We start from the raw sequence: 25,788 nt of genomic DNA on the forward strand, positions 1-25,788 counted from the left end.
TCGCCCGTCGGCCTGCCGACGGGCGAAAGCACAGTTAAGCCGGAGTTAAGCCCCCGCTCAGCGCCGTTTAAGGCGCGGGGGCTACGCTATCGGCATGAAGCTCCTCACTCTGAAGCGCCTTCTTCTCGCAGCGGCTCTCGGAACGCTCTTCGTCCCGCCGGCCCAGGCCTCGAACGGATTCAAGTCGATGGCCAAGACCTTCGTCCGTGCGGCCGACGGCCGCGTCCAGCGCGTCGCGGTGCTCCCCTTCGAGCCCGCCGACGGCGGCAGCAGCGCCGAGGGCTGGAACATCTCCGAGAAGCTCCTCACCCAGCTCGTGCGCCAGGGGAAGATCCAGGCGGTCGAGCGCTCTCTGCTCAGGAAGCTCATGGGCGAACACTACCTCGGCCGCCTCGGCGTCCTCAACCCCGCCACCCTCAAGAGGATCGGCCAGGTCTTCGCGGTGGATGCCGTCGTGACCGGGAGCTTCGTGGCGATGGGCAGCGAGGCCGTCATCAACGCCCGCTTCATCGACGTCGAGACCGGCGTCATCCTCGCGGCCGAGGAATGCCGAGTGGCTCGGGAGTGGTTCGAGCAGGGCGCTCCGTCCTCGTCCTCCGACCCCTTCTGGGCCGTCCCGATCCCGGCGTTCCCCGTGGAGCCCCCGCCCATCCTCGAGTCCGGCCCGGCCGAACTGCGCGACGCGGTCTCCCAGACCGACTGCACGGACGCCGCCGAGCGCGTCGACGTGCTCGAGCGCCAGGTCCTCGACCTCAAGGCGCGCTTCTGGGCGCTGCAGCTGCGCAAGGGCGCCGACCTCTCCAAGCTCACGCACAACCCCGGCTCGACGATCACCGACCCACTGCTCAAGCAGCTCTTCTATCAGCGCATGAAGGAGTGGTACGCGCGCGAATCCATCCCCGAACTCGCCCCTCACGAGGTGCGGCGCTTCGTGGCGTCCGACCGCGCGGCCTTCTCTCTGCATCGGGAGTGCGGTCTTTGACCGCGAGGAGTCGAACATGGATATGAACACGAAGGAACTCACGGTCCTGGTCGCGGATGACGAGCCGGTCGTGCTGTCGATCCTCTCCCGCTGCCTGAGCGCCCCCGGCCGGCGCGTGGTCCAGGCCGCGGACGGACGCGAGGCGCTCGATGCCGTCTTCGCGGAGAAGCCCGACCTCGTCATCCTCGACCTCTGCATGCCGCGGCTCAGCGGAAGCACGGTGTGCCGTGCCCTGCGCGAGAACGCGAGCACCCGGGACATCCCCATCCTCGTCCTCACCGGGTTGGGCGGCGAGCACACGGAAGTGGAGCTCCTCGAGATGGGCGCCGACGACTACCTCTCCAAGCCCTTCGACATCGACGAGCTCCGCGCCCGGGTCGCCGCGCTCGTGCGCCGCTGCGGGCTCGCGGTCGAGCCGCTCGTCGCTGCGCCGAACCTCGCGACCGCGCCTCTCGTCGCGTCGCCGGAGGCCGCATGAAAGCCAAGATCCTCGTCGCCGACGACGACGCGGGGGTGCGCCGCCTCCTCAGCCGGGCCCTCGGAGTCACCCGGGACATCCTGTGCGCGTGCGACGGCGACGAGGCCGTGCGCATGGCCATCGCGGAGAAGCCCGCGCTCATCCTGCTCGACGTCAAGATGCCGGGCAAGGACGGCCTCGCCGTGCTCTCATTGCTGCGCGAGGACCAGCGCCTGCGCTCGATCCCGGTCATCCTCCTGACGGGCCTCTCCCAGGTCGACGACCGCGTCGCCGGCCTCAACCTCGGAGCGGACGACTACATCACGAAGCCCTTCTCGACCGAGGAGCTCGGCGCGCGCGTCGACAGCCTCCTGCGGCGCCGAGCGCGGGACCTCAGCGCGAACCCCCTCACCTGTCTGCCCGGCAGCCCCGCCGTCGAGGAGGAGGTCGGGCGGCGCATCGGCGCGAAGGCGCCCTTCGCGTTCGTCTACTTCGACCTGGACAACTTCAAGGCCTACAACGACGTCTACGGCTACGCCAACGGCGACGAGGTCCTCCGGGAGACCGCGAAGATCCTCCTCGAGGCCCTGCGCGCGGAGGGCGGTGAGCGCGACTTCCTCGGCCACATCGGCGGAGACGACTTCGTCGCGATCACCACGCCCGAGCGCGCGGGGTTCGTCGCCCGCCAGGCGGCCGACCTCTTCGACCGCCGCGCTCCGTTCTTCTACACCCCCGCCGACCGGGAGCGCGGGGCCATCCACACCGTCGACCGGCAGGGGACGGCCCGCGCCTTCCCCCTCCTCACCCTCTCGGCCGGCATCGCCAGCACCGAGCGCCGGGCGCTCGGCCACTACGCCAAGGTCGTCGAGATCGCCTCCGAGATGAAGCGCTTCGTCAAATCGCGCGTCCCCAACGGGCGCAGCGCCTACGCCGCGGACCGGCGCAACGACGCCGCGACCGCGGCGCAGGCGGCCGCCGCCGCCCGACTCGAGGCCGCGGGCCTCAATCGCGCCGCGAACATCCTCCGCCCCGAAGCGGGGGGGAGCCCCTACTATGACCGAGCATGAGCGCGTCCTCTGCCGCCGCGTGGCGCACCAGATCAACAACCCCCTGACGGGGATCCTGGGCTACTGCCAGCTGCTCCTTCAGGGAGGCGGGCTGACCCCCTTCCAGCGCGAGGCGCTCGAGCACATCCAGGCGCAGAGCTTCCGCTGCCGCAGCGCCGTCCGGGGGCTGCTCACCGACGAAGACGGTATGGCGGTAGCGGGGTCGCAGATGGTATCATCTGGACATGGTCCCGTCGAAGAAAAAGACGGAGGGAGCTGAGGCGCCGCTCCCCCTCCCCTCCGACCTTCCCGCTCCGCTGCGCAAGATCCTGGTGGTCGACGACGACCGCACCATCCGCGGGCTCATCTCCAAATACCTGACCCAGAACGGCTACTCCGTCGTCCACACCGACAACGGCTCCGAGGCCCTCGTCCTCGTGCGCGAGTCCCGGCCCGACCTCATCCTGGTGGACGCCCAGATGCCCGGCCTCGACGGCCACGCCGTCTGCCGCGTCCTCAAGAAGGAGGCCGCGACGACCTCGACGCCGGTCATCATCATGTCGGGCTCGAAGATCGAGGAGCGCGACGTGCTCGCCGGCTTCGAGGGCGGGGCCGACGACTACATCCTCAAGCCCTTCTCGCTGCCCGTCCTGCGCGCGCGCATCCAGGCCGTCCTGCGCCGCTACGCGGCCCGCGCGGGGATGACCGAGCGGCTGCGCAAGTGCGGCATCGAGCTCGACCCCGCCGGCCGCACGGCCAGGGTCTCCGGCCATGAGGTCTCCCTCACCCGCAAGGAGTTCGACCTTCTCGCTTCCCTCATCGCGGGCGCCGGGAGAGCCCTCAGCGTCCCCTACCTCCTCGAGACCGTCTGGGGCTACGACCCGGCCGACTACAACGACCCCGGCACCGTCGAAGTCCACGTCTCGCACCTGCGCAAGAAGCTCGGCCCCAAGGCCGCCCGCCACATCGTCAGCGTGACCGGGCACGGCTACAAGTTCGAGGAGTAGTTCAGGTTTACTTAAGGTCGGCGTCAGGGGGCGTTCAGCCCCCGGGGCTACACTATCGGCATGAGCGCACCCAAGACGGACGAACCCGTGGTCCTGGTGGTCGACGACGAGAAGCTCGTCCGGACGGTCGTCTCCCGCTCCCTGGTCGGGCACGGCTTCCGCGTCCTCGAGGCGAGCGACGGGAAGGAAGCGCTCGCGACCGCCTTCGCCCAGCTCCCCGACCTCGTGGTGCTCGACCTCTGCATGCCCTCGCTCGACGGCGGCTCCGTCTGCCGGGCCCTGCGGCGCGACGAGCGCACGCGCGAGCTCCCCATCCTCGTCCTCACGGGCCTCATCGAGACCCACACCGAGGTCGAGGTGCTCGAGCTGGGCGCCGACGACTACATGACGAAGCCCTTCGACCCCGCCGAACTCCGCGCGCGGCTCAAGGCCCTCCGGCGCCGCAACGCGGAGAGCCCGGCCCCGCCTCCCGACAAGAACGCGTAGTCCTTCAGACTCCCAGCAGGGAACGCAGAAGACGGTCCAGCTCGTCCACGCCGAAGGGCTTCGCCACGAAGCCCCCCGCCCCCAACCGCTCGGCTTTGAGACGGTTCTCCGGGGTATCGAAGGCCGTCATCACGACGCAGACGAGCGCGGGATGCGCCTCCTTCAGCCGCGAGAGGGTCTGGAAGCCGTCGAGCCCCTCCATCATCAGGTCGCAGACGACCGCGTCGAACTCGACGCGAGCGGCCTCGCAGAGGGCCGCCTCCCCCCCGGGGACGGCCGAGGTCTCCCAGCCGCGCGTCGTGAGCGTGCGCTGAAGGAGTCGGCGGATGAGGTCCTCGTCTTCGACGATGAGGATGCGCGCGCGCCGGGGGCTCGTGGGGTCCATGTCATAGGGTAGGCCCCGGAGCTGACGCGACGCTTAGGGCCGCTTTAAGAGAATCTTAATTCGGCGCGTCGTCGAGGACGCGGCGCAGCGCCGTGAGGAGGGACTGCCGGCTGAAGGGCTTCTGCAGGAAGGGGATGCCCTGCTCGAGCACCCCGTGACGGAGGATGGCGTCGTCGGTGTAGCCCGACATGTAGAGCTTCTTGAGCCGCGGCCGCAAAGGGGCGATGCGCTCCCCGAGTTCGCGGCCGCTCATGCCGGGCATGACCACGTCGGTGAGGAGGAGGTCGATCTCTCCGGAGTGCTCGCCGGCGAGGCGCAGGGCCTCGTCCCCGCTCTTCGCCTCGATGACCTTGTAGCAGGCCTTCTCCAGGATGCGCCGGGCGAGCTTGCGCACGACCGCTTCGTCCTCGACGAGGAGCACCGTCTCGCTCCCTCCCGGGAGCTTGACGGCCGTCCCCGTGAGGCCCGGCGCCGCCCCGGGCGGCGCGGCGCACGCCGGCAGGTAGATCTTGAAGACGGTCCCCATCTCCGGGGCGCTCTCGGCCTCGACGATGCCTCCGCTCTGGCGCACGATGCCGTAGACCGTGGCCAGTCCGAGGCCCGTCCCCTTCTCCTTGGTGGTGTTGAAGGGTTCGAAGAGCCGTTCGAGCTGCTCTCGGGGGATGCCCTTCCCGCTGTCGCTGACGAAGAGCTGCACGCAGGGTCCCGGGGCGAGCCCGGGATGACGCAGGACGAACTCCTCGTCGATGAGCACGTTCGTGGTCCCGATGGCGAGGGACCCGCCTCGGGGCATCGCGTCGCGCGCGTTGACCGCGAGGTTCATGAGCACCTGCTCGAACTGGCCCGGGTCGATGCGGACGCAGTCGAGCTCGGGGTCGAGCTGCAGGGTGAGCTTGATGTCCTCGCCGAGCAGACGCTGGAGCATGCGCGTGATCTTCTCGATGGGTCCGTTCGGGTTCAGCACGATCGGAGCGAGCACCTGCCGGCGGCTGAAGGCGAGGAGCTGCTGGGTCAGCGCGGTCGCGCGTTCGGAGGCGTCGAGGATCTCCTTGAGGTCTTCCCGGCGCGGGTCGTCGGCCGGGAACTGGGAGTGGAGCATCTCCGCATAACCCTGGATGGCGGTCAGGATGTTGTTGAAGTCGTGGGCGACGCCTCCCGCGAGCCGGCCGACCGCGTCCATCTTCTGGCTCTGGCGAAGCTGCTCCTCCAGGCGCTTGCGTTCGGTGAGGTCGGTGAGATGGACGATGACGACCGGCGCGTCCTTGAGGACGGTCCTCCCGGCCTGGACGAGCATGGGGAAGACGCTGCCGTCGACGCGCCGGGCCAGGGTCTCATAGACGGCGGGAGCGTCCCCCCCCTTCAGCCGCCGGTGGAAGGTCCGCTCCATGTCGGGGCGAACCCTTTCGGCGAACAGGACGGCGGGGTCCGTCCCGATCGCATCGTCCGGGCTCTTGAAGCCGAACAGACGCGCGAAGGGCTCGTTGGCCAGCTCGATGCTCTCCGAGCTGAAGATGCCGATGGCGACCGGGGTGCACTCGACGAGCGCACGCAGGCGCGCCTCGCTCTCCCTGTAGACGCGCAAGGCGCGCATCTGTTCCGTGACGTCCACCGCGACGCCGAGCAGCCCACGCACGGAGCCGTCCGGTGCGCGAAGGGGCTCCAGCCGGCGGTCGAAGGCGCGATTCTCTCCGCGGATGGTCAGGAAGACCATGTCGCGCACGAGGCGGCCCTCGCGCAGGGCGTGCAGCTTCTCGGGGACGATCTTCTCCCGGTCCTCCGGCGAGAGGAGCTCCTCGTCGCTTCGGCCGATGGAGGTCTTCGGGTCGTGGAGCGGATGGTTGTGGATCCAGGTGTAGCGCAGCGCTCCGTCCTGCTCCCACACGGAGACGGCGCTGGCCTCGAGAGCCGCCCGGAAGCGCTGCTCGCTCTTGCGCAGGTCCTCGTGCGTCCTCATCCTCTCCGTGACGTCGTTGAAGAGGACGGCGAAGTGCAGGGGCGAGGTCCGGTAGACGTAGACCTCGTAGGTCTTCCCGAGCTGAGCGGAAGCCGACACGAAGGAATCCGGGACACCCGTCAAAGCGACTTTCCCGTAGCGCTGGATGAACTCGTCCTCGATGCCCGGCAGGACCTCGCGCACGGTGCGGCCGAGCACCTGCGCGCGGCGCAGGCCGGTGAGCCGTTCGAAGGACTGGTTCACGTCCAGAAACCGGTAGTCGCATGGCCGCCCTCCGGCGTCGAGGATGATCTCGTGCTGCGCGAAGCCGTTGAGCATGCTGTCGATGAGGAGGAGGCGCTGGCGTTCGACGTCGTTGACGGCCCGCTGGGCCGCCTCGCGTTCGCGCAGCCGGCGGAGCTCCTCGTCGAGCCGGCGCCGGTGCTGTTCCCGCCGGAAGAGCGAGAGGAGGAGGGAGCACATCCCCGTGAGCGACAGCGCGGCGACGAGGAGCAGCAGGGCGTGCGTCCAGAAGCGCTTGAGGGCCTCGGAGCGGTCCAACTTACGGACGACGCCCCAGCCGGTCATCGGCATGCGCAGAGTGGACGCGAACACGCGTTCTCCGCGGTAGTCCAGGTAGGAGCGGAACGGCGAGGGATCCTTCAGCGCCGACCACGCCGCGACCTCGCGGCGCTCCGCGCTCAATCGGAGGAACTCCCCATCGTCCGTGCGGAACTTCACCGGGGTAAGGAAGAGGATGCTCCCGTCGCGTGGGTCGCTGCAGACGAGAAGGGTCTCGCCGCTTTCAAGTCCGGGCTGCTCCTGTCGGAAGATCTGCAGGAACGCCCCCGCGAGCGGGGACCAACCGCAGACGCGGGGGCCGTGGAGTCCGGGCGCCCGGGAGCAGAAGCCGAACATGCTCGTCTCGGGGGTCTTGCCGTGGAGGAGGATGCTGAACTCCTTGCTTTGGAAGACGGCGATCCCACTCTTGCCCGCGGCGCGGCAGAGATCGGCGGAACCGCGCGTACTCAGCCGCAGGGCGCCGGCGGCGTCGAGGAGGCAGAACGCGCTGTAGTTGTGCGAGCCGCGCAGGTGTTCAATCTCTTCGGTGAACTGCCGCCGGGAGACCGTATCTCCGCGCAGAGCTCCTGCAAGCGCGGAGGAGCGGGCGACGTAGTGGGCTTCGTTCTCCCGGTCCCTCAGCCAGGCCTGAGACTCGCGCATGCGGGCCTCGCCGGCGGCCTCCAATCGGGACGCGACGACGCGGACCTCCGCCGCGTATTCGAGCCGTAGGTACGCGGCCGACATGATCCAGACCCCGGCGAGGAAGGCGGCGAAGAGCGCGGTCAGCGCGATGCTCTGCGACGCGCGAAGGGTCGCCCATCGGAATCGGATCGAGCTTTTCAGTCCGTAAAACACAAAACCCGCCTCTCGGCGGGTCCGGTCCTGACATTTCTCGTCTCAGGTTCGAAAGTGCTTCGAAATGGGTGCGGGGGGTGGATTTGAACCACCGACCTCAAGGTTATGAGCCTTGCGAGCTACCAGGCTGCTCTACCCCGCAGGGTTAGGATAGCACGCCCCCCCTGCGAAGTCAAGCCCCCCGTCCGCCCGACGCAGCCATCGACGGCGGCAACGGCGACCCGCCGGTATGCCGTTGTTGCCGTTCTTTATGTTTAACATATCCCCCCGGTTCCCGCAAGGGGTCCAGGACTTCCCGCACTCGCCGTCTCCGAGCGCCGGAATTTTTATAGTATAGCGGCATGAAAAACATCTTCGCGCGCAAGCCCCTGAGCCTGCTCATGGAGGAGATGGAAGGCGAGCATCGCCTGCGCCGCGTCCTCGGCCCCATGCAGCTCTCGAGTCTGGGCATCGGCTGCATCATCGGCACCGGCATCTTCGTGCTGACCGGCGTGGCCGCCCACGACAAGGCGGGTCCCGCCCTCATCCTCTCCTTCGTGGTCGCCGGCTTCGCGTGCATCCTCGCCGCCCTCTGCTACGCGGAGTTCGCCGCGATGGTCCCGGTCGCCGGTTCCGCCTACACCTACGCCTACGCGACGCTCGGGGAGCTCTTCGCCTGGATCATCGGCTGGGACCTCGTCCTGGAGTACACCGTGGCGTCCGCCAGCGTCGCCCACGGCTGGTCGGCCTATTTCCAGAGCTTCATCGGCATCTTCGGCCTCCACATCCCGACGGCGCTCTCCCGCGCCCCGTTCGACTACAACCCCGACGTCGGCCGGCTCGTGGCGACCGGGACGCTCTTCGACCTTCCCGCGATCCTCATCGCCGCCGTCGTCACCTACATCCTCGTCAAAGGGATCAAGGAGAGCGCGAGCGTCAACACGGCGATGGTGGTGGTCAAGGTCGCCATCGTCCTCTTCGTCATCGCGGTCGGCGCCTTCTACGTCGACCCGCGCAACTGGCACCCCTTCTCGCCCTTCGGCTTCACCGGGGTGAGCTTCTTCGGGCACACGCTCCTCGGGCAGACCGGGACCGGCGGGGAGCCGCTCGGCATGCTCGCCGGCGCCTCGATGATCTTCTTCGCCTACATCGGCTTCGACTCGGTCTCCACGCACTCCGAGGAGGCGGTCAACCCCCAGCGCGACGTCCCCATCGGGATCATCGCCTCGCTGATCGTCTGCACCGTACTCTACATCGCCGTCTCCGCGGTGCTGACGGGGATGGTCCCCTACGACAAGATCAACATCGACGCCCCCGTCTCCGACGCCTTCGCCCAGGTGGGCCTGCCGTGGGCGCAGTTCATCATCGCCCTGGGAGCCATCGCCGGGATCACCTCGGTGCTCCTGGTCCTCATGCTCAGCCAGCCGCGCGTGTTCCTCGCCATGGCGCGCGACGGGATGGTCCCCGCCTCGATCTTCGGGGCGGTGCACCCCGTCTACCGTACGCCCTGGAAATCCACCATCCTGACCGGCTGCGTCGTCGCGCTCCTCTCGGCGCTCGTGCCGCTGCGCATCCTCGCCGAGCTCGTCAACATCGGGACGCTGCTGGCGTTCGTCATCGTCTGCGCGGCCGTGCTCATCATGCGCCGGACGCACCCGAACGCGCCGCGCCCGTTCCGCTGTCCCTTCGTGCCGCTCGTGCCCCTGCTCGGCATCGCCGTCTGCCTGCTCCTCATGTTCTCCCTCCCGGCCGAGAACTGGCTGCGCCTCCTCGTCTGGCTGGGCCTCGGCTTCATCGTCTACTTCGGCTACAGCCGCCACCACAGCGTGCTCGCCAAACTCCGCACGGTCCCCTCGGACGAGCCGCCCGCCGTGGCCGGCGAAGAGGCCTGAGATGGCGGGGGACCCCAAACAGCCCCAGCTCCCCCTGACGGAGCGCCCGGACGGGGTCCTCAAGGACGTCCAGCATTTCATCGACGACCTCCACCGCGTCCATCCCGAACTCTACGAGGAGAAGCCCAAGGCGAAGACCGCGCTCCCCGCGCCGGTCCCGGAGGCGCCCGCCCAGGAGATGCTCTGGCCCGAGGGCGACCCGGCGAAGGCCCGCGCGGTCATCTGCGCCCGCGTCGAGCACTTCGCCCGCGTCGTCGGCGTGCGCTGCCGGCGGGTCTCCATCAAGGACCAGCGGACCCTGTGGGGCTCCTGCTCCGCCAAGGGGCACCTGAGCTTCAACTGGCGGCTCGTTCTCGCCCCCCCCGAGGTGCTCGACTACGTCGTCATCCACGAGCTCTGCCACATCCTCGAACTCAATCATTCCAAGAAGTTCTGGCACCTCGTCAACGGGCACTGCCCCGAGCACAAGCTCCGCCGCCGCTGGCTCAAGGATCACTCCGCGGAGCTCCGCAAAGTCTGCGCCGTCGGGCCCGCCCCATTAGATCCATAGATTCCCCTTTCTCACCTTCCTCTAAGCATTAGGGCCTATTCCCGCTTAGGCCCATTACTCATCCAAGGAGGGCCTTAGGGTTCAGGCGTCGGACGGGTCCGCGGGCTTTAATAAAGGCATGAAGACCCTGAACCGGCTCATCGCGGTCTCTCTCGTATACGCACTCGGAGTCCAGCCCACTTTCGCCCAGTTCCAGGCTGCCCGGACGACTCCGATCACGGTCCAGACCGTCCCCGTCCAGTCCGCCGCCCTCGTCGGCGGCCTCCAGGTCGGACGTACGCTCGCCCTCCCTTCGAGCACCCTCCAGAACCTCCAGACCGCGCTGCCCACGCTGAGCGCCTCCCCCGCCCTGAGCCGGCCGGGGAGCGCCGCTTCGACCGTCATCGCCGTCCCTGGGACATCCGCGAACGCCGCCGTCCTCACGAGCCTGGCGGCTACCTCGGCCCAGACCGCCGTCGTCCAGGCGAAGACTCCCGCGTCCTATCTTGAAAAGTCCGTCGCTCCCCTCGCGGCCGAGACGGCCAAGGCCGTCGAAGGCGTCGAGCGCATGGGCTCCGACGCCGCCGGTTCCGCGGCGACGAAGCAGTTCTCCCTTCTTACGGGAGAGCAGGTCCGCGCCGGGAACGCCGTCGCCGACCCCGTCCCTTCGACGGGCCTGAGCGTCGAAGGGACGGCGCGAGCGGAGAACGGACTGCGCGCCGCCTCCGTCTCCTCCTCCCTCGGCGGGAAGTTCCGCTCCCTCCTGGGCCGCAGCCGCGGCGCCGAGGAGGCGCCTGCGGCCGCCGAGACCCCCGCTCCTGCGGAGAAGACCCCCTTCGGGCAGGTCTTCAAGGACGGCGAGCGCAACAAGTCCTTCTGGCGCTATCTCATGGGCTACGCCGCCTTCCTCTTCGGCTACGAGATGTACATCGTGGGCGTGCCCTTCCTCATCTCCGCCTTCACGAAGAACACCCTGAAGGAGAACAACGACCAGCGCATGGCGAACGCCGAGGCGCTCAAGACCCTCATCCGCGAGAACCGGAGCTTCTCGCGCATCGCGCACTGGGTCGCGGCCGCCTTCTCCTACCCGATCTCCCCCCTCGTCGACCGCCACGATCAGCCGGGGAAGATCCTCGTCCGCTCCCTCCTCGTCCGGACCGTCATCCTCGCGGGCATCCCGGCGCTCTTCTTCGCCTCGGGGATCATGAGCACGCCCGTCGCGCTCGCGACCCTGTTCATCCTCATCGGCCTGCAGTCCTTCGTCCAGGGCATCTCCGTCACGATGGAGAGCGCGTCGATGGCGAAGCTCTTCGGCGACAAGAGCGTCACCGCCGGTGAGCGCCTGAAGGCCAACTCCATCCTCACCTTCACGGTCTCGACGATCGCCATCATCGCCCCGGCCATCGCCGCCCAGTTCGCCAAGATCCCCGACATGTTCGGGAAGACCGGCATCGGGGGCGCCGTCATCTACAGCGTCTACGCCCTCGCCACGGCCGTCACCGCGATGGTCTTCTCCACCATCCGCATCTTCAACGGGAAGTCGGGAGAAGCGTCCGGCGACGCCGCCGCGGCCCCCGCGGAGAAGAAGGCCTTCTCGGCCAAGGGGCTCCTCCTCGAGGTGCTCGCCTCGGTCAAGGACGGCGTGAAGCTCATCCTCAAGAACCGCTTCCTCGCCACGATGATGGGGATGTCGCTGATCAGTTCGCTCTTCTCCGACCCGCTGATCTTCAACATCCTGCCGGAGTTCGTCGAGAACGTGCTCTCCAAGAGCCCGGCCATCGGCTTCCTGATGGACATCCCCGGCCTGGGCTGGTTCCTCAAGAGCTTGATGTCGACTCCGATGGGCTATTACAGCCTGCTCGTGGTCTTCTCGAGCATCGGCAGCATCGTGGCCACGGCCCTCGCCGAGCCCCTGCGCAAGCTCTTCGTCAAGATGGGCTTCAAGACCGAGGAGTCGCTGACCATCCCGTTCTACCTCCTCGCCGTGCTCGAGGCCCCGCTCTTCTGGCTGATGGTCTCGACGACCTCTCCCTGGGCCGTCCTCGTCCTCTACGGCCTGCAGACGCTCGTCACGAGCTTCGGGACCCTCGTGGTCTCCGGCCTGCACCAGAAGACCCTCGGAGGACTCGAGTCGAAGAACGTCAACAAGGTGCTCGCGGCGGAGTCCTTCATGGGCATCATCGCGGCCATCGTCTCGACCTACCTCTACGGCTTCGTCCTCAACGGCATCTCCGTCTCGACCTCGCTCTACATCGCCGCCATCGCCACCACCGTCCTCGCCGCCGTGCGCCTCGCGGCGCCCTGGCTCTTCTTCAGCAAGGAGCAGCGGCGGGGCGGCTCGACGACCGAAGGGACCTCCCCGGAGGCCAAGTCCTGAGCGCGGAGGCCGACGCGGTCCGCGCGCTCGAGGAGGCCGGCGATGTCGCCGGCCTCCTGCGCGTCCTGAAGAACCCGCGCCTCGTTCGAACCGGCGACGCGTCTCTCACCGGAGAGTCCGCCCGGAAGGTCCTGGGGACGCTCCCCTATTCGACGCTCAGCATCGTGGACGGGAACGCCCCCCTCGTCGACGCGGCGGCCTCCGAGCGCCGTGCCGCGGCGGCGGCCCTGGGCCGCCTGGGAACGAAGGAGGCGCTCAAAGGACTCGTCGACGCCCTGGGCGACGGGACCCTCTCGGTGGCCGCCGCGGCGCTGGCGCCGCTGATGGTCCGCGCGAAGGAGAAGGACGCGGACCATCTCGCATCGGGCCTCGCGATTGAGCTAGAATTCGGGCGCCGTCTGGACGGCATGAAGCTCATGGAAGCCCAACTCGCGCTCGAGAAGCTCTTCGACCTCGCATGAACGCCGCCGCGGCGCTGCTCTCCCTCTTCCTGCCCGCGGCCTCTTTCGCCGCGCCCCCGACGAAGGCGCCCGTGCGGGCCGGGACGACGGCCCCGCAGAAGAAGCCGGCCGACCCGAAGGACGGGGAGCGGCTCGCCGCGCAGGCCGACGCCCTGCGCGCGCAGGGCCGCGACAAGGACGCCATCGCGGTCTACATCCGCGCGCTCGAGGTCTACGACGAGGTCCTTGCGCCCGACGACCTGCGTCTGGCGGAGGCGCTCGACGGTCTCTCGCGCAGTCTGGCCTCGCAGGGGCTCTACGAGGACGCCGAGAAGATGGGGCTCAAGTCCGCGCGCATCATCGCCACGGTCAAAGGTCCCCGCGTCCTCGAGGTCGCCTATGCCGCGGAGCGGCTCGCAAGGATCAGCGCTCTGGACCGCAAGCTGGCGCAGTCCATCGCCTACTACGAGCAGGCCCTCTCCATCGAGGGAGAGACCTGGGGGCCGGACAGCCCCCGTCTCTCCGGCCTGCTCGAGGAGTACCTCGGCATCCTCCGCCGCACCCCCCGCAAAGCCGACATCGCCCGCATCGAGGGTCGCCTCGCGTCCCTCAAAAGCCGGGAATCCCAGAAAGATTCCCGGCCTCGGAAATAAGCGACTCCGGGATCTTATCCTTACGCGCGGGAATCCCTGAGGGATTCCCGACCCCACATCAGGAAGAGAACGGCGGAGAGGCCGGCGCCGGCGGCTCCCATGAGGAACGGCGCGGCCGGGGATACATGGGTCCATAAGAGGCCCGCGGAGGCGCTCGCCCCGAACGCCAGAAGGCCGCCGGCGCCCTGAAAGACCCCCATCGCCGAGGCCCTCGTCTCCGAGGGAGTGAGGTCGGCGACGAACGCCTTGCCGACTCCTTCGGTCAGGGCCCCGTAGAGCCCGTAGAGCATCCAGAACGACCAGAGGGCCGCGCGCGAGTGCGTCAGCGCGAAGCCCAGATAGACCGCGGCGAAGACCGCGAGCCCCAGAGCGAGCGTCTTCGGCCGGCCGAGGCGGTCGGAGAGCCGCCCGGCGGGCGCCGCGAGAAGGGCGTAGACGACGTTGTAGGCGACGTAGGCGAGGAGAACCTCCTCCGTGCCGAAGCCGCCCCCCTTCATGCGCAGCAGCAGGAAGACGTCGCTGCTGTTGCAGAGGGCGAAGAGCCCGTACACGGCGAGGAAGCGCTTGAAGCCCGGGGAGAGCGCAGCGAGCGCCCCGCTCGCTCTCGGAGAGGCGTCTTCGGCGCGGAGCGCCGGAGGCGTCTCGCGGACGAAGGCGGCAAGGACCAGCACGCCGAGAGCGCCGGGGATGAAAGCGGTGAAGAAGAGCCCCCGATAGCTCATGCCCCAGAAGTGCATGAGCGCGAGCGCGAGCAGGGGGCCGAGGGCGGCGCCGGCGGTGTCCATCGCCCGGTGGAAGCCGAAGGCCAGGCCGCGATGCTCCGCGTCGCAGGCGTCGGCGATCAGCGCGTCTCTCGGGCCGACCCGGATGCCCTTGCCGACGCGGTCGACGAAGCGCGTGAAGAGCACGCAGGTCCAGGCCGTCGCGAGGGCCATGAGCGGCTTGCTCAGGGCCGAGAGCCCGTAGCCGGTCAGGACGAAGAGCTTGCGGCGCCGCCAACGGTCCGAGAGCCGGCCGCCCGCGATCTTCAGAACGCTCGCCGTGGCCTCGGCCGTCCCCTCGATGAGGCCGACCACCGCCATCGGCGCGCCGAGCTCGCTCGTCAGGAAGATCGGCACGATCGGGTAGAGCATCTCGCTGGAGATGTCGGTGAGACCGCTCACGATGCCCAGCGCCCAGACGTTCCGACCCACGCCTTTCATCGCGAAAGTGTATCATACGGGAATGCAGCGGCTCGAACTGCTCGTCTCCCTGCTGTTCCTCTCCTGCTGGGCCTTCTCCGGCGTCCTGGGGCTGCTCCTGCTCGCCCGCGGCCGCCGGGAGTTCCCCTGCGCGCTCTGGGCCTGGGCCGCCGGCCTGCTCATCCTGCCTCCCTGGACCCTGGCGCTCTATCTCGCGTCCGTGCGCCGGCGCCGGGACCTCGCCCTGGCGGCCTTCACGCTCCTCTTCGCGCTCCCCATGGCCCTCTCCCGCTGGACCTCCGCCCGACGGAGCAGTCACACCGAGAACCTCATCGTCGGACGCGAAGTGCTCGGCCCGGGGCTCCCTGCCGGGGATCCCGTCTCTATTAAATAAGGCGCTGTACCCGGTTCTCCCCAACCGGTGAGGACCTCCCGTCGGGGAGGCCCCCCTCTTCCGTAACAATTAGGGCATTGAATACTTCTCTCCCCGGCCCTACACTTTGCCTATGTTCCCGTACGCGCGCGCCCGCACGCGTGTTTCCCTTCTGATACCCCTCCTCGGGCTTCTCCTCCTGCCCTACGCCGCCGCCCCCGCGGCCGCCGCGCCCCGCAAGGGCGACGCCACCCTCCACTTCCTGAAGGGCGCGAACAGGGAGCAGCGCCGCGCGCTGCGGAAGCTCTTCTCCCTCGACCCCGACGCCGCGACCCCTACGGTGGACGTGCTCATCCGCCTGCGCGGGGGCGCCCGCCGCAAATCGGACCTGCAGCGTTCGCATGGCCGCATGCGCTTCCACAGCGAGACCGAGGCACGCGGGCACGAGGACCGCATCGTGACGGCGACCCTCCCCATGGACCTCCTCGACGAGCTCGAGAACGACCCCGACGTCGCGGCCATCGAGCCCAGCGTCTTCCTCGAGCCGATGATGGACGTCGTCAAGACCAGTTGGACCTACGGCTCCTACACCATGGGCGTCATGCAGAGCACCCGGGAGGTCAACGGAGTGGACGGCACCGGCGTCGTCGTCGGGATCGTCGACACCGGCATCGACTGGTCGCACAAGGACTTCTACGTCGACGGCACGCATGCCTCGCGCATCCAGTACATCTGGGACCAGACCGACGCGGTCGGCCCCAACCCGAGCGGCTACGCCTACGGTTCGGAGTGGACGAAAGCCAACATCGACGCCGCGCTGACGAGCGGCTACTACCCCCCCAACGGCGTGCGGGAGGCGGACACCAACGGGCACGGGACCCATGTGAGCGGCACCATCGCCGGAGACGGGACGGACACCAACGGCAACGAGCCCGCCGGGACCTACACCGGCATGGCCCCGGGGGCGGACATCATCATGGTGAAGTCCAACCTCGGTTCCTCGCAGGTCGCAGACGGAGTCAACTACATCGTGGCCCGCGCCCGCAGCCTCGGGAAGCGATGCGTCATCAACCTCAGCCTCGGAGGGCAGTACGGACCCCACGACGGCACAGGCGCCCTCGACATGGCCGTGGCCTCGGTCGGCGCGAGCACCCCGGTCGTCGTCGCGATGGGCAACGACCACAACAAGAACACCCACGCCCTGCTCAACTTCAGCGCGACGGCCTCGACGACCGTCACCGTCTCCCTCTCGGCCGGCGCGAGCTTCGACTACTACCAGTTCTGGCATCCCAACGGCGACGCCTACAGCATCGAAGTCTCGCTCACCGGCGTGCCGGGCAGCATCATCGCGACCGCGGGGACGAACACCACCAGCACCCTCGGCTCGACGAGCATCGCGATCTACAACGCGACCAACTCCGGGCACCCCGTCAACGACAAGTCCATCATCGTCCAGCTCTCCCAGAACCCGAGCATCACCCCGACCGGGGCGACCTTCGTCTTCACCCGTACGGCCTCGGGAGCCACGGGGAGGGTCGACGGCTTCTCGACGAACACCTCGAGCTTCACCTCTCATCGGGACTACGTGATGGACATCGCGGAGCCGGCCACGGCGAACAACGTCATCGCGGTCGGCGCATACCGGACGAAGCGCTGCTGGCGTGCGCAGGACGGCGCGACCTACTGCTACAACGGCTACACGGCGAGCGATCTCGGGCTCATGGCCGACTTCAGCAGCGTGGGTCCCACCCGCGACGGCCGCATGAAGCCGCTGATCAGCGCCCCGGGCTACGGTCTCGTCGCCTCCCTGTCGACGACGACCTACACCGCCTCCAACACCTGGGTGAGCTACGACCGCCGCCACCGCGACATGCAGGGCACGAGCATGGCGACCCCGGTGGTGGTGGGTGCGGTGGCGCTCGTGCTCCAGGCGAACCCGGCCATCACCGTCGCCGAGATCAAGACCCTCCTCCAAGGGACCGCCCGCGCCGACGCGGCCGTGGGCTCGGCCCCCAACAACGTCTGGGGCTATGGGAAGCTCCTCGGAACGCCTCCCCCCAACGGCCTCCCCACGATGGACGGGGCCGCCACGACGGCGGGACTGACGAACATCAACTGGTACTGGCTCGCCAACGTCACCAACCACACGTACTCGCGCGTGCGCCGCGCATCCGACGACGCCGACCTCTCGGGCACGCTGGGCTACACGATCGGCAGCTGGAACCAGACGGGGCTGACTCAGAATACGCAGTACTCCGTCTACGTCCAGCACGCGAACACCGCGCAGACCCGCGCCGCAGCGCCTCTGACGAAGTGGACGCTGGCCGCGGCACCGACGAGTTCCGCGCCCTCCGGCATCACGGACCACGCCGTCACCTGCAACTGGGGCGTCAGCGGCAATCCCGGCGGCACGGAGTACTACCTCGAGGCGGCGACCGACGCGGGCTTCACGACCGACCTCGTGAACTCGGGATGGGTCACCGGCAACAGCGCCACCTTCACCGGACTCCTCGCCGCGCACCTCTATTACTTCCGGATCACGGGCCGCAACGGCGCCGGAGTCCCCACCTCGACGGTGAACCTGCCCACCGCGAACACGATCGGGACCTACACCGCTCCTCCGACGGCGATCACCTACACCTCCGTCAGCGACAACGCGGCGACACTGACCTGGTCGCTCGAGAACCTCGCGGAGACCCCGCTCATGGTCCTCTCGCGGGCCGCGGACTTCGCGACCACCGTCTCTTCGGGCACCGGGGCTGTCGGCCAGCAGACCGTGACCTACAACTCCCTCTCTCCGAACGCGACCTACTATTTCAAAGTGAAGGTCTCCACCGCCTCCGACGAGAACTTCAGCGCGGTCTACACGACCGTCACCCGCGCGCTCCCCCCCGCCTCCGCGGGCTCCGTCGCGCTGGGAATCAGTTCGGTCGCGGCTTCCTGGTCGGACAACGGGAACCCCGCCGGCACCGAGTACTACGCGGAGCGCGCCACGGACGCGGGCTTCACCGCGAATCTGGGGAACTCGGGCTGGACGACGGCGCTCTCCTGCGACTTCATCGGCCTTTCGGCGAACGTCCCGTACTACCTCCGCGTCCGGGCGCGAAACGCGGCGCGCACCGCGACCGCACCGACCTCGCTGCCGACACGCGCCACGCTCGCGTACCCGCCGAGCTCCGCCGAACCGAGCGGGGTGGGCCCGAACGGCGCGAGCGCGAACTGGCTCGCCAACGGGAACCCCGGCGGGACGCAATACAACGCGGAGAGCGCGCTCGACCCCGGCTTCAACACCGGCCTTGCGAACACGGGCTGGCTCGCCGCGCTCACCGGGGCGTTCGGCTCACTGATCCCGAACACCCCGTACTATTTCCGGGTCAAGGCCCGCAACGCCGACTCCGTCGAGAGCGAAGGGACGCTGCTCCCCAGCACCGTGACCCTGGCCGCCGTCCCGCTCGCCGGGGCGACGGTCATCGACGAGTCCTCCGTCACGGTGAACTGGAGCGCGAACGGGAACCCGGCCGGCACCGAATACTACGCCGAGCTGGCCACGGACCAAGCCTTCACCGAGAACCTCTACGACTCGGATCCCCAACCCGACCTATTCTGCGCCTTCGACGGGCTCCCGCCGAACACCACCTTCTACTTCCGCGTCCGCGCGCGCAACTCCGCCGGGAGCATCACCGCGCCCGCCGACCTCCCCCTCGGGGTCACTCCCGTGCAGCCGCCGGCTCCGCTCACGCCCTGGGTCTTCATCACCTCGGTCACCGCGTCCTGGGACCCCCTGGACAACCCCCCCGGCACCGAGTTCTTCGCGGAGTGCGCCAGCGACGCCGAATTCACGCAGGACCTCCAGAACTCGGGGATCATCACCTCCGACAACTACACCTTCGAAGGGCTCGACCCCGACCGGCAGTACTTCTTCCGCGTCGGCGGGCGAAACTGGAGCGGGCGGACGTTCGAAGGGGTCGAGCTTCCGAGCGTCTACACGCTCCCCAACCAGCCGACCCCCCTGCCGCTCGACGGAGTCACCGAGTCCGAGGTCGTCGCGCACTGGGGCACGGCAGGGAACGCGCCGACGACCGAGTACCTGGCGGAGACCCTCTCGGGGGTGGGGGCCTTCGCGTCCTCCGGCTGGGTCGCCGCCCCGAGCTTCCACTTCACGGGCCTCGTCCCGAACTCGACCCAGTACTTCCAGGTCCGCGTCCGCAACACGGCGGCCCTGGAGGGCGAGCCGGTGGTCCTCGGCAGCACGGTCACCCTCGCCCTCGCGCCGCTCGCGCAGGCGCCCGACGTGTTCGCGACCTCGATGACCGTTCGCTGGGGCGACAACGGGAACGCCGCCGGCACCGAATACTTCGCCGAACGCGCGACGGACGCCGGCTTCACGACCGGGCTCGCGGACTCCGGCTGGGTCGCGGCGCTCTCCCAGGACTTCGCCGGGCTCGCCCCGAACGCCACCTATTACCTGAGGGTCCGGGCCCGCAACGCCGCGCGCTCGCCCACCGCCGTCGTCGACCTCCCCCGCGCCCTGACGCGCGCGCAGGACCCGACGCCTCTCGCCCTCTCGGGGATCGGCACGACGGCCATCACCGCGAACTGGGGCGGCGGCGCCAACCCCGCCGGAACCGAGTACCTCGCCGAACGCGCGCTCGACGCGGGCTTCGGCGACGGTCTGTCCGACTCGGGCTGGACGACCGCGACCTCCTTCGCCTTCGGGACGCTCTCCGTGAACACCACCTATCACTTCCGCGTCCGTTCCCGGAACTCGGAGAGGACCTCCGGGGATCCGGTCTCCCTCGCCGCCGTCTCGACGCTCGCCAACGCGCCGGACTCGGCTGCGCCTTCCGTCTACGGGACGTCGACGACGGTCCGCTGGGGGGCCAACGGGAACCCCGACGGCACCGAATACTACGCCGAGCGGGCCACGGACCTGGGCTACACCGCGGGTCTCGGGAATTCCGGGTGGACGACGGCGCTGACCTTCGACTTCACGGGTTTGACGCCGAACACCCTCTACCATCTGCGCGTCCGCTCCCGCAGCCGCAGCGGGACGGCGGGGACTCCGACGGACCTCTCCGACATCCTGAGCGCCTCCCAACCCCCGGCCCCCGGCGCTCCCAGCGCCATCGGCGCGGCCGCGGTGACCGCGAACTGGAGCGACAACGGGAACCCGGGAGGGACCGAGTACTACGCGGAGCGTTCGCTCGACGCGGGCTTCACGACCGGCCTCGCGAACTCAGGCTGGACGACCTCGACGAACCACCCCTTTGCCGGGCTCTCGGTGAACACTCCTTATTACTTCCGCGTCCGCTCCCGGAACTCCGCCCTCCTCGAGATGGGTCCGATCGCCCTCCCCGGCACCTCCACGCTCGCCAACCCCCCGGTCTCGGCGGCCCCCTCCGGGATCACGGGCGACGCGATCGTCGCGAACTGGACCCCGAACGGGAACCCCTCGGACACGGAATACTACGTCGAGCGGGCGCGCGACGCGGGCTTCACGACCGACCACCAGAACTCGGGCTGGGTCGCGGCCAACAGCTACGCCTTCACCGGGCTCCAGCAGAACACCCAGTACTTCTTCCAGGTCACGGGCCGCAGCAAGAGCGGCACGACCACCGCCGCCGTCGGGCTCCCCTCCGCCACGACGCTCGACCCGACGACGCCGCCCCCCGCGAACATCCGCTACTCGGCGGTCGGCTCCGCCTCGGCCGCGCTGGCGTGGGACCTCGCCTACCCCGCGCAGAGTCCGTTGATGGTCTTCGCCGCGGACCCCGCGTTCGCGTCCCCCCTCTCGTCGGCCACCGGCTCCGCCGGGCAGACGACGACGAGCTTCTCGTCTCTTACGCCCGACACGACCTACTTCTTCAAGGTGAAGGTCTCCACCGCCGAGGACCTCTGCTACAGCGGCGCCTATTCGACCCATACCCTCGCCGTCGCTCCGCTCGCGGCGCTCCCGACCGCCGTCACGGAGAGCTCGGTCACGGCGAATTGGACGGGCAACGGCAACCCGGCCTGGACCGAGTACTCCGCCGAGCGGGCGCTCGACGCCGGCTTCGTCGACGGGCTCATGAGCTACGGCTGGTTCGTCGCCTCCTCGCAGAAGTTCTCGGGCCTCCTGCCGAACACGGCGTACTACTTCCGGGTCCGGGCGAGGAACGTCTCGCGCACCTCGACCGCGCCGACGGCCCTTGCGAGCACGGTGACCTTCGCGAACCCGCCCGTCTCCTCCGAGCCCTCGAGCGTGAGCTCCTTCTCCGTGAGCGCCCTTTGGGGCAACAACGGGAACCCGGCGGGCACGGAGTACTACGCCGAGCGGGCGCTCGACTCCGGCTTCACGACCGACCTGGGCGCCTCCGGCTGGACGAGCGCGCTCGGCGCCGACCTGGGGGGTCTCGCCTGCTCCACGACCTACTATTTCCGGGTCCGGGCGAGGAACTCCGGCGGGACGCCGACCGCCTACACCGCGCTCCCCTGGAAGCTCACCCTCCCCGCGGACACCCGCCCGCCCTCGAACATCGCCTTCAGCGGCCTGACGACCACGGCGCTTACGGCGGGGTGGACGCTGGAGAACTCGAACCAGACCCCGCTGCTGGCGCTCTCCGCCGTGTCCGATTTCTCGACGACGGTCTCCTCCGCCCTCGGGAGCGTCGGGCAGAGCGCCGCGACCTACCTCACGCTGAGCCCCAACACGACCTACTGGTTCAAGCTCAAGGTCTCGACCGCCTCCGACGCGTTCTACAGCCCCGTGGTCTCCACGATCACCCTCGCGGGCGTCCCGGCGAGCGCCGCCCCCTCGGGGGTGAGCGCGAACGCCGTCACCGCGAACTGGCTCGCCAACGGCAACCCGGCCGGCACGGAATACTACGCGGAGGCGGCGTCCGACGCCGGCTTCACCTCGGGAGTCACGGGCTCGGGCTGGACCTCCGCCCTCGGCTACGCGTTCAGCGGGTTCACGCCCAACAGCGCACGCTATTTCCGCGTGCGCGCACGCAACGCGTCGAAGGCCTCCACCGCGACGACCGCGCTGCCCGGTGTGACGACGCTGCCGGACGTCCCGGGCTCCGCGTCGCCCGTGAGCGTGGCCTCCATGAGCGTCGTCGTCGCCTGGACCGCGAACGCGAACCCCGGCGGCACCGAATACCTGGCCGAGCGCGCGACCAACCCCGGCTTCACGACCGGCCTGGCGGATTCCGGCTGGACCACGGCGCTCCTCTGGTCGTTCTCGGGGCTGACCCCCAACACTCTCTATTACTTCCGCGTCCGCGCCCGGAACGCCGCCGCGGCCGAGTCGGCCGTCGTCTCCCTGCCATCCGCGACGACCATGCCGCCCGAGTCTCCCGCCCCGACCTCCATCGCCTTCTCGGGCATCGGACCGACCTCTCTGACGGCATCCTGGGTCCTCGAAAGCCTCAACGAGAGTCCGCTCATGGCCCTCTCGGTGAACTCCTCGTTCTTCCCCACCGTCTCATCGGGGACCGGCGGAGTCGGGCAGCAGAGCGTCTCGTACGCGTCGCTGGCCCCCAACACGACCTACTTCTTCAAGGTGAAGGTCTCCACCGCCGCCGACTACTATTACAGCGCGACCTACAGCACGATGACGCAGGCCCAGGTCCCGCTCTCCGCCGCCCCCTCGGGAGTCACCTCCAGCGTCGTCGCCGCCAACTGGACCGCGAACGGGAACCCCCTCTCGACCCTGTTCTACGCGGAGCGCGCGACCGACCCCGCGTTCACGACGGGACTCGGGAACTCGGGCTGGACCTCGGCGTACACCTGCTCCTTCGGGACCCTCTCCCCGGACACGACCTATTACTTCCGCGCCCGCGCGCGGAACTTCGCGGGGACGCCGACCTCCTGGACCGTCCTCCCGACGACCCAGACCCGCGTCAACGAGCCCGTCGCCGACGCGGCCACCGGGGTGGCCTCGGACTCCATCACCGTGAACTGGCAGACCAACGGGAACCCGGAGTGGACGCGCTACTACGCCGAGCGGGCGACGAACGCCGGCTTCACGACGGGCCTCGGGAACTCCGGCTGGGTGGCGGCCTCCTCCTTCACCTTCGGCGGCCTCGCGGCGAACACGCCGCATTACTTCCGCGTCCGCGCCCGCAACGGCGCGGGGACGGAGTCCATCGTGGTCCCGATGAACACCGTGGTCACGCTCACCTTCTCGCCGCTCTCCGCCGCGAGCGTCGTCGCCTCTCCCAGCGCCGTCACCGCCAACTGGCTCGCCAACGGGAACCCGGGCGGAACCTCCTATCTGGCCGAGGCCTCCCTCGACGCCGGCTTCACGAGCGTCGTCGCCGATTCCGGCTGGGTCGCCGCCTTGACCGCGGATTTCTCCTCGCTGTCTCCGGACACGCTCTACTACCTCCGGGTCCGCTCGCGCAACTCCGTCAGCGTGGCCGGGCCGGCGACCGCGCTGCCTTCGGCCCGGACCCTGGCCTTCGCACCCTCTCCTGCGTCCCCCTCGGGCGTCGGCGCCTACGCCTTCACGGCGAACTGGGGAGCCAACGGGAACCCCGCCGCGACGCAGTATTACGCGGAACGCGCGCTCGACGCGGGCTTCACGACCGGGGTCGCGGCCTCCGGGTGGGTCTCCGCGACGAGCTTCCCGTTCACCGGCCTCGCGGCCGCCACCGGGTATTTCGTCCGCGTCAAAGCCCGAAACGGCGCCGCGGTGGAGACGGCCTACACGGCGCTCCCCTCCGTGACGACCCTCCCGCCCTACACGCCGCCCCCCGGCGGGATCGGCTTCACGGCGGTCGGGAGCAACTCGCTCACGCTCTCCTGGACCCTCGGCAGTCTCGACGAAGCGCCCCTCATGGTCCTTTCCACGGACCCGTCCTTCGCGACGACCGTCTCCTCCGGGGCGGGCAGCGCCGGCCAGGAGACCGTCGCCTACGGCGCCCTGACCTCGAACACCCCCTACTACTTCAAGGTGAAGATCACGACCGCGGCCGACGTCTACTACAGCGCGGTCTACTCGACGGTCACGCTCGCCAGGGCTCCGGCCTCCGCGGCCGTGACGAGCGTCGCCGTCAGCTCGCTGACGGCGAACTGGTCGGCGAACGGGAACCCCGCCGGCACCGAATACTTCGTCGAGCGCTCGATCGACGCCGGCTTCATCAACGGGCTGGACTCCTCGGAATGGACCACCCAGACGAGCGCGACCTTCACCGCGCTCCAGCCCAACACCCTCTATTATCTGCGCGTTCGCGCGCGCAGTTCGCTGCTCGTGGAGACGGCGCCGACGTCCCTTCCGACCGCCGCGACCCTCTCCCAGCTCCCTTCCGCCTACGCCCCCGGACCCGCGAGCAGCGCCTCGGTCTCCGTCTCCTGGGACGCCGCCGGGAACCCCTCGGGGACGCAGTACTACGCGGAGCGGGCGACGAACGCGGGCTTCGGGGCGGGGCTCGGGAACTCGGGCTGGGTCGCTTCCTCCCCCTATGTCTTCACCGGCCTCTCGGCGAACACCACCTATTATTTCCGCGTCCACAGCCGCAACAGCGCGCTCGTCGAAGGAGACCTCGTCGCCCTCGGGACTCTGCCGACCCTCTCCGCCGCACCCGCGTCGGTACGGCTCGCCGGCGTGAGCCCCAGCAGCGTCACGGTGCTGTGGACCGCGCTCCCCGCCGCGCCGCCTTCGGCGACCTGCGAGGGCTACGTCCTCAAGGTCTCGCCGAACTCCGATTTCGGCTCGACGGTCTACTCGTCCTCGACCCGGAGCCCGCTGGTCGCTTCCCTCTCGGTCGTGGGGCTGACCCCCGACACCGACTATTTCGTGCGGCTCGACGCGCTCAACTGGGACGGGAGCGCGAACACGACCTCGCTGGGACGGGTGCACACCTTCCTGGCCTACGAGTCCACCGTCCCGGTCGGCGGCGGAGACACCCATCTGGTCGTGACCCCTCCGACCCCGCAGATCTCGACGGTCCAGATCGACGTCCCCTCCGGGGCGTTCCCGAGCGGGACGAAGATCACCGTGAACTCGACGCCCGTCACCGCCCTGCCCGCGGCGAACTGCAACCAGGCCGTCCTGCGCTCCATCGGCAGCGACGGCATCGAGCTCTCCGCCGAGGGCCTGCAGCCCTCCAAGCCCGTGACGGTCACGATGACCTTCGACCCCTCCGCCCTCCCGTCGGGGAGCGACCCGCGGAGCATCGTCATCGCGCGCTGGGTGCCTGAGAGCGGGCAGTGGACGATGCTCCCGACGAAAGTCGACCTCGAGGCGCGCACGGCCGCGGCGGAGACCAGCCACTTTTCGCGCTTCGCCCCCTTCGTCACGCAGGCGGCGGGCGCGCTGAGCTCGGTGCAGATCTTCCCGCTGCCCTGGGAGCAGAACACCGGAGGCTCCTTCGACGCGCCGAAGATCACCTTCAGCAACCTTCCCTCCGAGACCACGGTCCGGATCTTCACGATCCTGGGGGAGTTCGTCTGGAGCGGCAGCGCCTCGCCGGGAGGCGTCGCGAGCTGGAACGGGACGACGCGCGGGGGCTTCCGCGTCGCGAGCGGGACTTATCTGGCCGTCATCGAAGGGGGCGGGAGCAAGGTCGTCCGCCGCCTGGTGGTGATCCGGTGACGCGCGCGCGGGCGTTCTCCTCTCGCGCCGCACTCCGGGGTCTCAGGGGGGCCCCCGGCGGTGCGCGCGC

General features: G+C 69.4%; 16 protein-coding genes and 1 tRNA gene. 13 read left to right on the top strand and 4 right to left on the bottom strand.

The window, feature by feature from the left end; all coding sequences use genetic code 11:
* Positions 1 to 94 precede the first annotated feature (94 nt).
* Genes WC969_04390 through WC969_04415 form a run of 6 tightly spaced genes read left to right on the top strand, consistent with a single transcriptional unit; the run spans position 95 to position 3,978 of the window.
* Positions 95 to 982: a FlgO family outer membrane protein gene (locus WC969_04390; protein ID MFA6029077.1), complete on the top strand. Its 888-nt coding sequence runs from the start codon at positions 95 to 97 to the stop codon at positions 980 to 982.
* 16 nt (positions 983 to 998) lie between these two features.
* A complete protein-coding gene (locus tag WC969_04395; GenBank protein MFA6029078.1) occupies positions 999 to 1,460 on the top strand; it encodes a response regulator transcription factor in 462 nt (153 codons plus the stop codon).
* On the top strand, positions 1,457 to 2,506 hold the full coding sequence (locus tag WC969_04400) for a response regulator (GenBank protein ID MFA6029079.1): 1,050 nt from the start codon (positions 1,457 to 1,459) through the stop codon (positions 2,504 to 2,506). The genes WC969_04395 and WC969_04400 overlap by 4 nt, the downstream gene beginning before the upstream one ends.
* Complete coding sequence (locus WC969_04405) at positions 2,493 to 2,765, top strand: histidine kinase dimerization/phospho-acceptor domain-containing protein (GenBank protein ID MFA6029080.1); 273 nt, start codon at positions 2,493 to 2,495, stop codon at positions 2,763 to 2,765. The genes WC969_04400 and WC969_04405 overlap by 14 nt, the downstream gene beginning before the upstream one ends.
* Entirely contained in the window at positions 2,731 to 3,492 is a 762-nt protein-coding gene (locus WC969_04410; GenBank protein ID MFA6029081.1) for a response regulator transcription factor, read from the top strand. Before WC969_04405 ends, WC969_04410 begins: the two co-directional genes overlap by 35 nt.
* A 60-nt stretch (positions 3,493 to 3,552) precedes the next feature.
* Positions 3,553 to 3,978, top strand: a complete 426-nt coding sequence (locus WC969_04415) for a response regulator (protein ID MFA6029082.1) — start codon at positions 3,553 to 3,555, stop codon at positions 3,976 to 3,978.
* A gap of 4 nt (positions 3,979 to 3,982) precedes the next feature.
* On the opposite strand, the gene WC969_04420 is transcribed toward WC969_04415, so the two are convergent.
* The 3 genes from WC969_04420 to WC969_04430 form a co-directional block, all read right to left on the bottom strand.
* Entirely contained in the window at positions 3,983 to 4,363 is a 381-nt protein-coding gene (locus WC969_04420; GenBank protein ID MFA6029083.1) for a response regulator, read from the bottom strand.
* A gap of 55 nt (positions 4,364 to 4,418) precedes the next feature.
* A complete protein-coding gene (locus tag WC969_04425) occupies positions 4,419 to 7,715 on the bottom strand; it encodes a PAS domain S-box protein (protein ID MFA6029084.1) in 3,297 nt (1,098 codons plus the stop codon).
* 65 nt (positions 7,716 to 7,780) lie between these two features.
* Positions 7,781 to 7,857: transfer RNA gene (locus WC969_04430), tRNA-Met, on the bottom strand.
* Positions 7,858 to 8,056: 199 nt separating this feature from the next.
* Here WC969_04430 and WC969_04435 point away from each other — a divergent pair.
* The 5 genes from WC969_04435 (at position 8,057) to WC969_04455 (ending at position 13,585) form a co-directional block, all read left to right on the top strand.
* Entirely contained in the window at positions 8,057 to 9,586 is a 1,530-nt protein-coding gene (locus WC969_04435; protein MFA6029085.1) for an amino acid permease, read from the top strand.
* Position 9,587: 1 nt separating this feature from the next.
* Entirely contained in the window at positions 9,588 to 10,136 is a 549-nt protein-coding gene (locus WC969_04440; protein ID MFA6029086.1) for a M48 family metallopeptidase, read from the top strand.
* Positions 10,137 to 10,254: 118 nt separating this feature from the next.
* The gene (locus WC969_04445; GenBank protein ID MFA6029087.1) at positions 10,255 to 12,492 is read left to right on the top strand and encodes a hypothetical protein; all 2,238 of its coding nucleotides are present in this window, start codon (positions 10,255 to 10,257) and stop codon (positions 12,490 to 12,492) included.
* A gap of 164 nt (positions 12,493 to 12,656) precedes the next feature.
* Positions 12,657 to 12,953: a hypothetical protein gene (locus WC969_04450; protein MFA6029088.1), complete on the top strand. Its 297-nt coding sequence runs from the start codon at positions 12,657 to 12,659 to the stop codon at positions 12,951 to 12,953.
* Entirely contained in the window at positions 12,950 to 13,585 is a 636-nt protein-coding gene (locus WC969_04455) for a tetratricopeptide repeat protein (protein MFA6029089.1), read from the top strand. Before WC969_04450 ends, WC969_04455 begins: the two co-directional genes overlap by 4 nt.
* Before the next feature lie 20 nt (positions 13,586 to 13,605).
* Here WC969_04455 and WC969_04460 read toward each other — a convergent pair whose 3' ends face one another.
* Positions 13,606 to 14,787: an MFS transporter gene (locus tag WC969_04460; GenBank protein MFA6029090.1), complete on the bottom strand. Its 1,182-nt coding sequence runs from the start codon at positions 14,785 to 14,787 to the stop codon at positions 13,606 to 13,608.
* A 22-nt stretch (positions 14,788 to 14,809) separates the two neighbouring features.
* Between WC969_04460 and WC969_04465 the strand changes: the two genes are divergently transcribed.
* Together WC969_04465 and WC969_04470 are read left to right on the top strand one after the other, a co-directional pair.
* Complete coding sequence (locus WC969_04465) at positions 14,810 to 15,160, top strand: hypothetical protein (protein MFA6029091.1); 351 nt, start codon at positions 14,810 to 14,812, stop codon at positions 15,158 to 15,160.
* Between the two features lie 112 nt (positions 15,161 to 15,272).
* On the top strand, positions 15,273 to 25,718 hold the full coding sequence (locus WC969_04470; protein ID MFA6029092.1) for a fibronectin type III domain-containing protein: 10,446 nt from the start codon (positions 15,273 to 15,275) through the stop codon (positions 25,716 to 25,718).
* Positions 25,719 to 25,788 lie beyond the last annotated feature (70 nt).

The organism is Elusimicrobiota bacterium (assembly GCA_041660925.1).
Classification (GTDB): Bacteria; Elusimicrobiota; Elusimicrobia; order UBA1565; family UBA1565; genus JBAZUV01.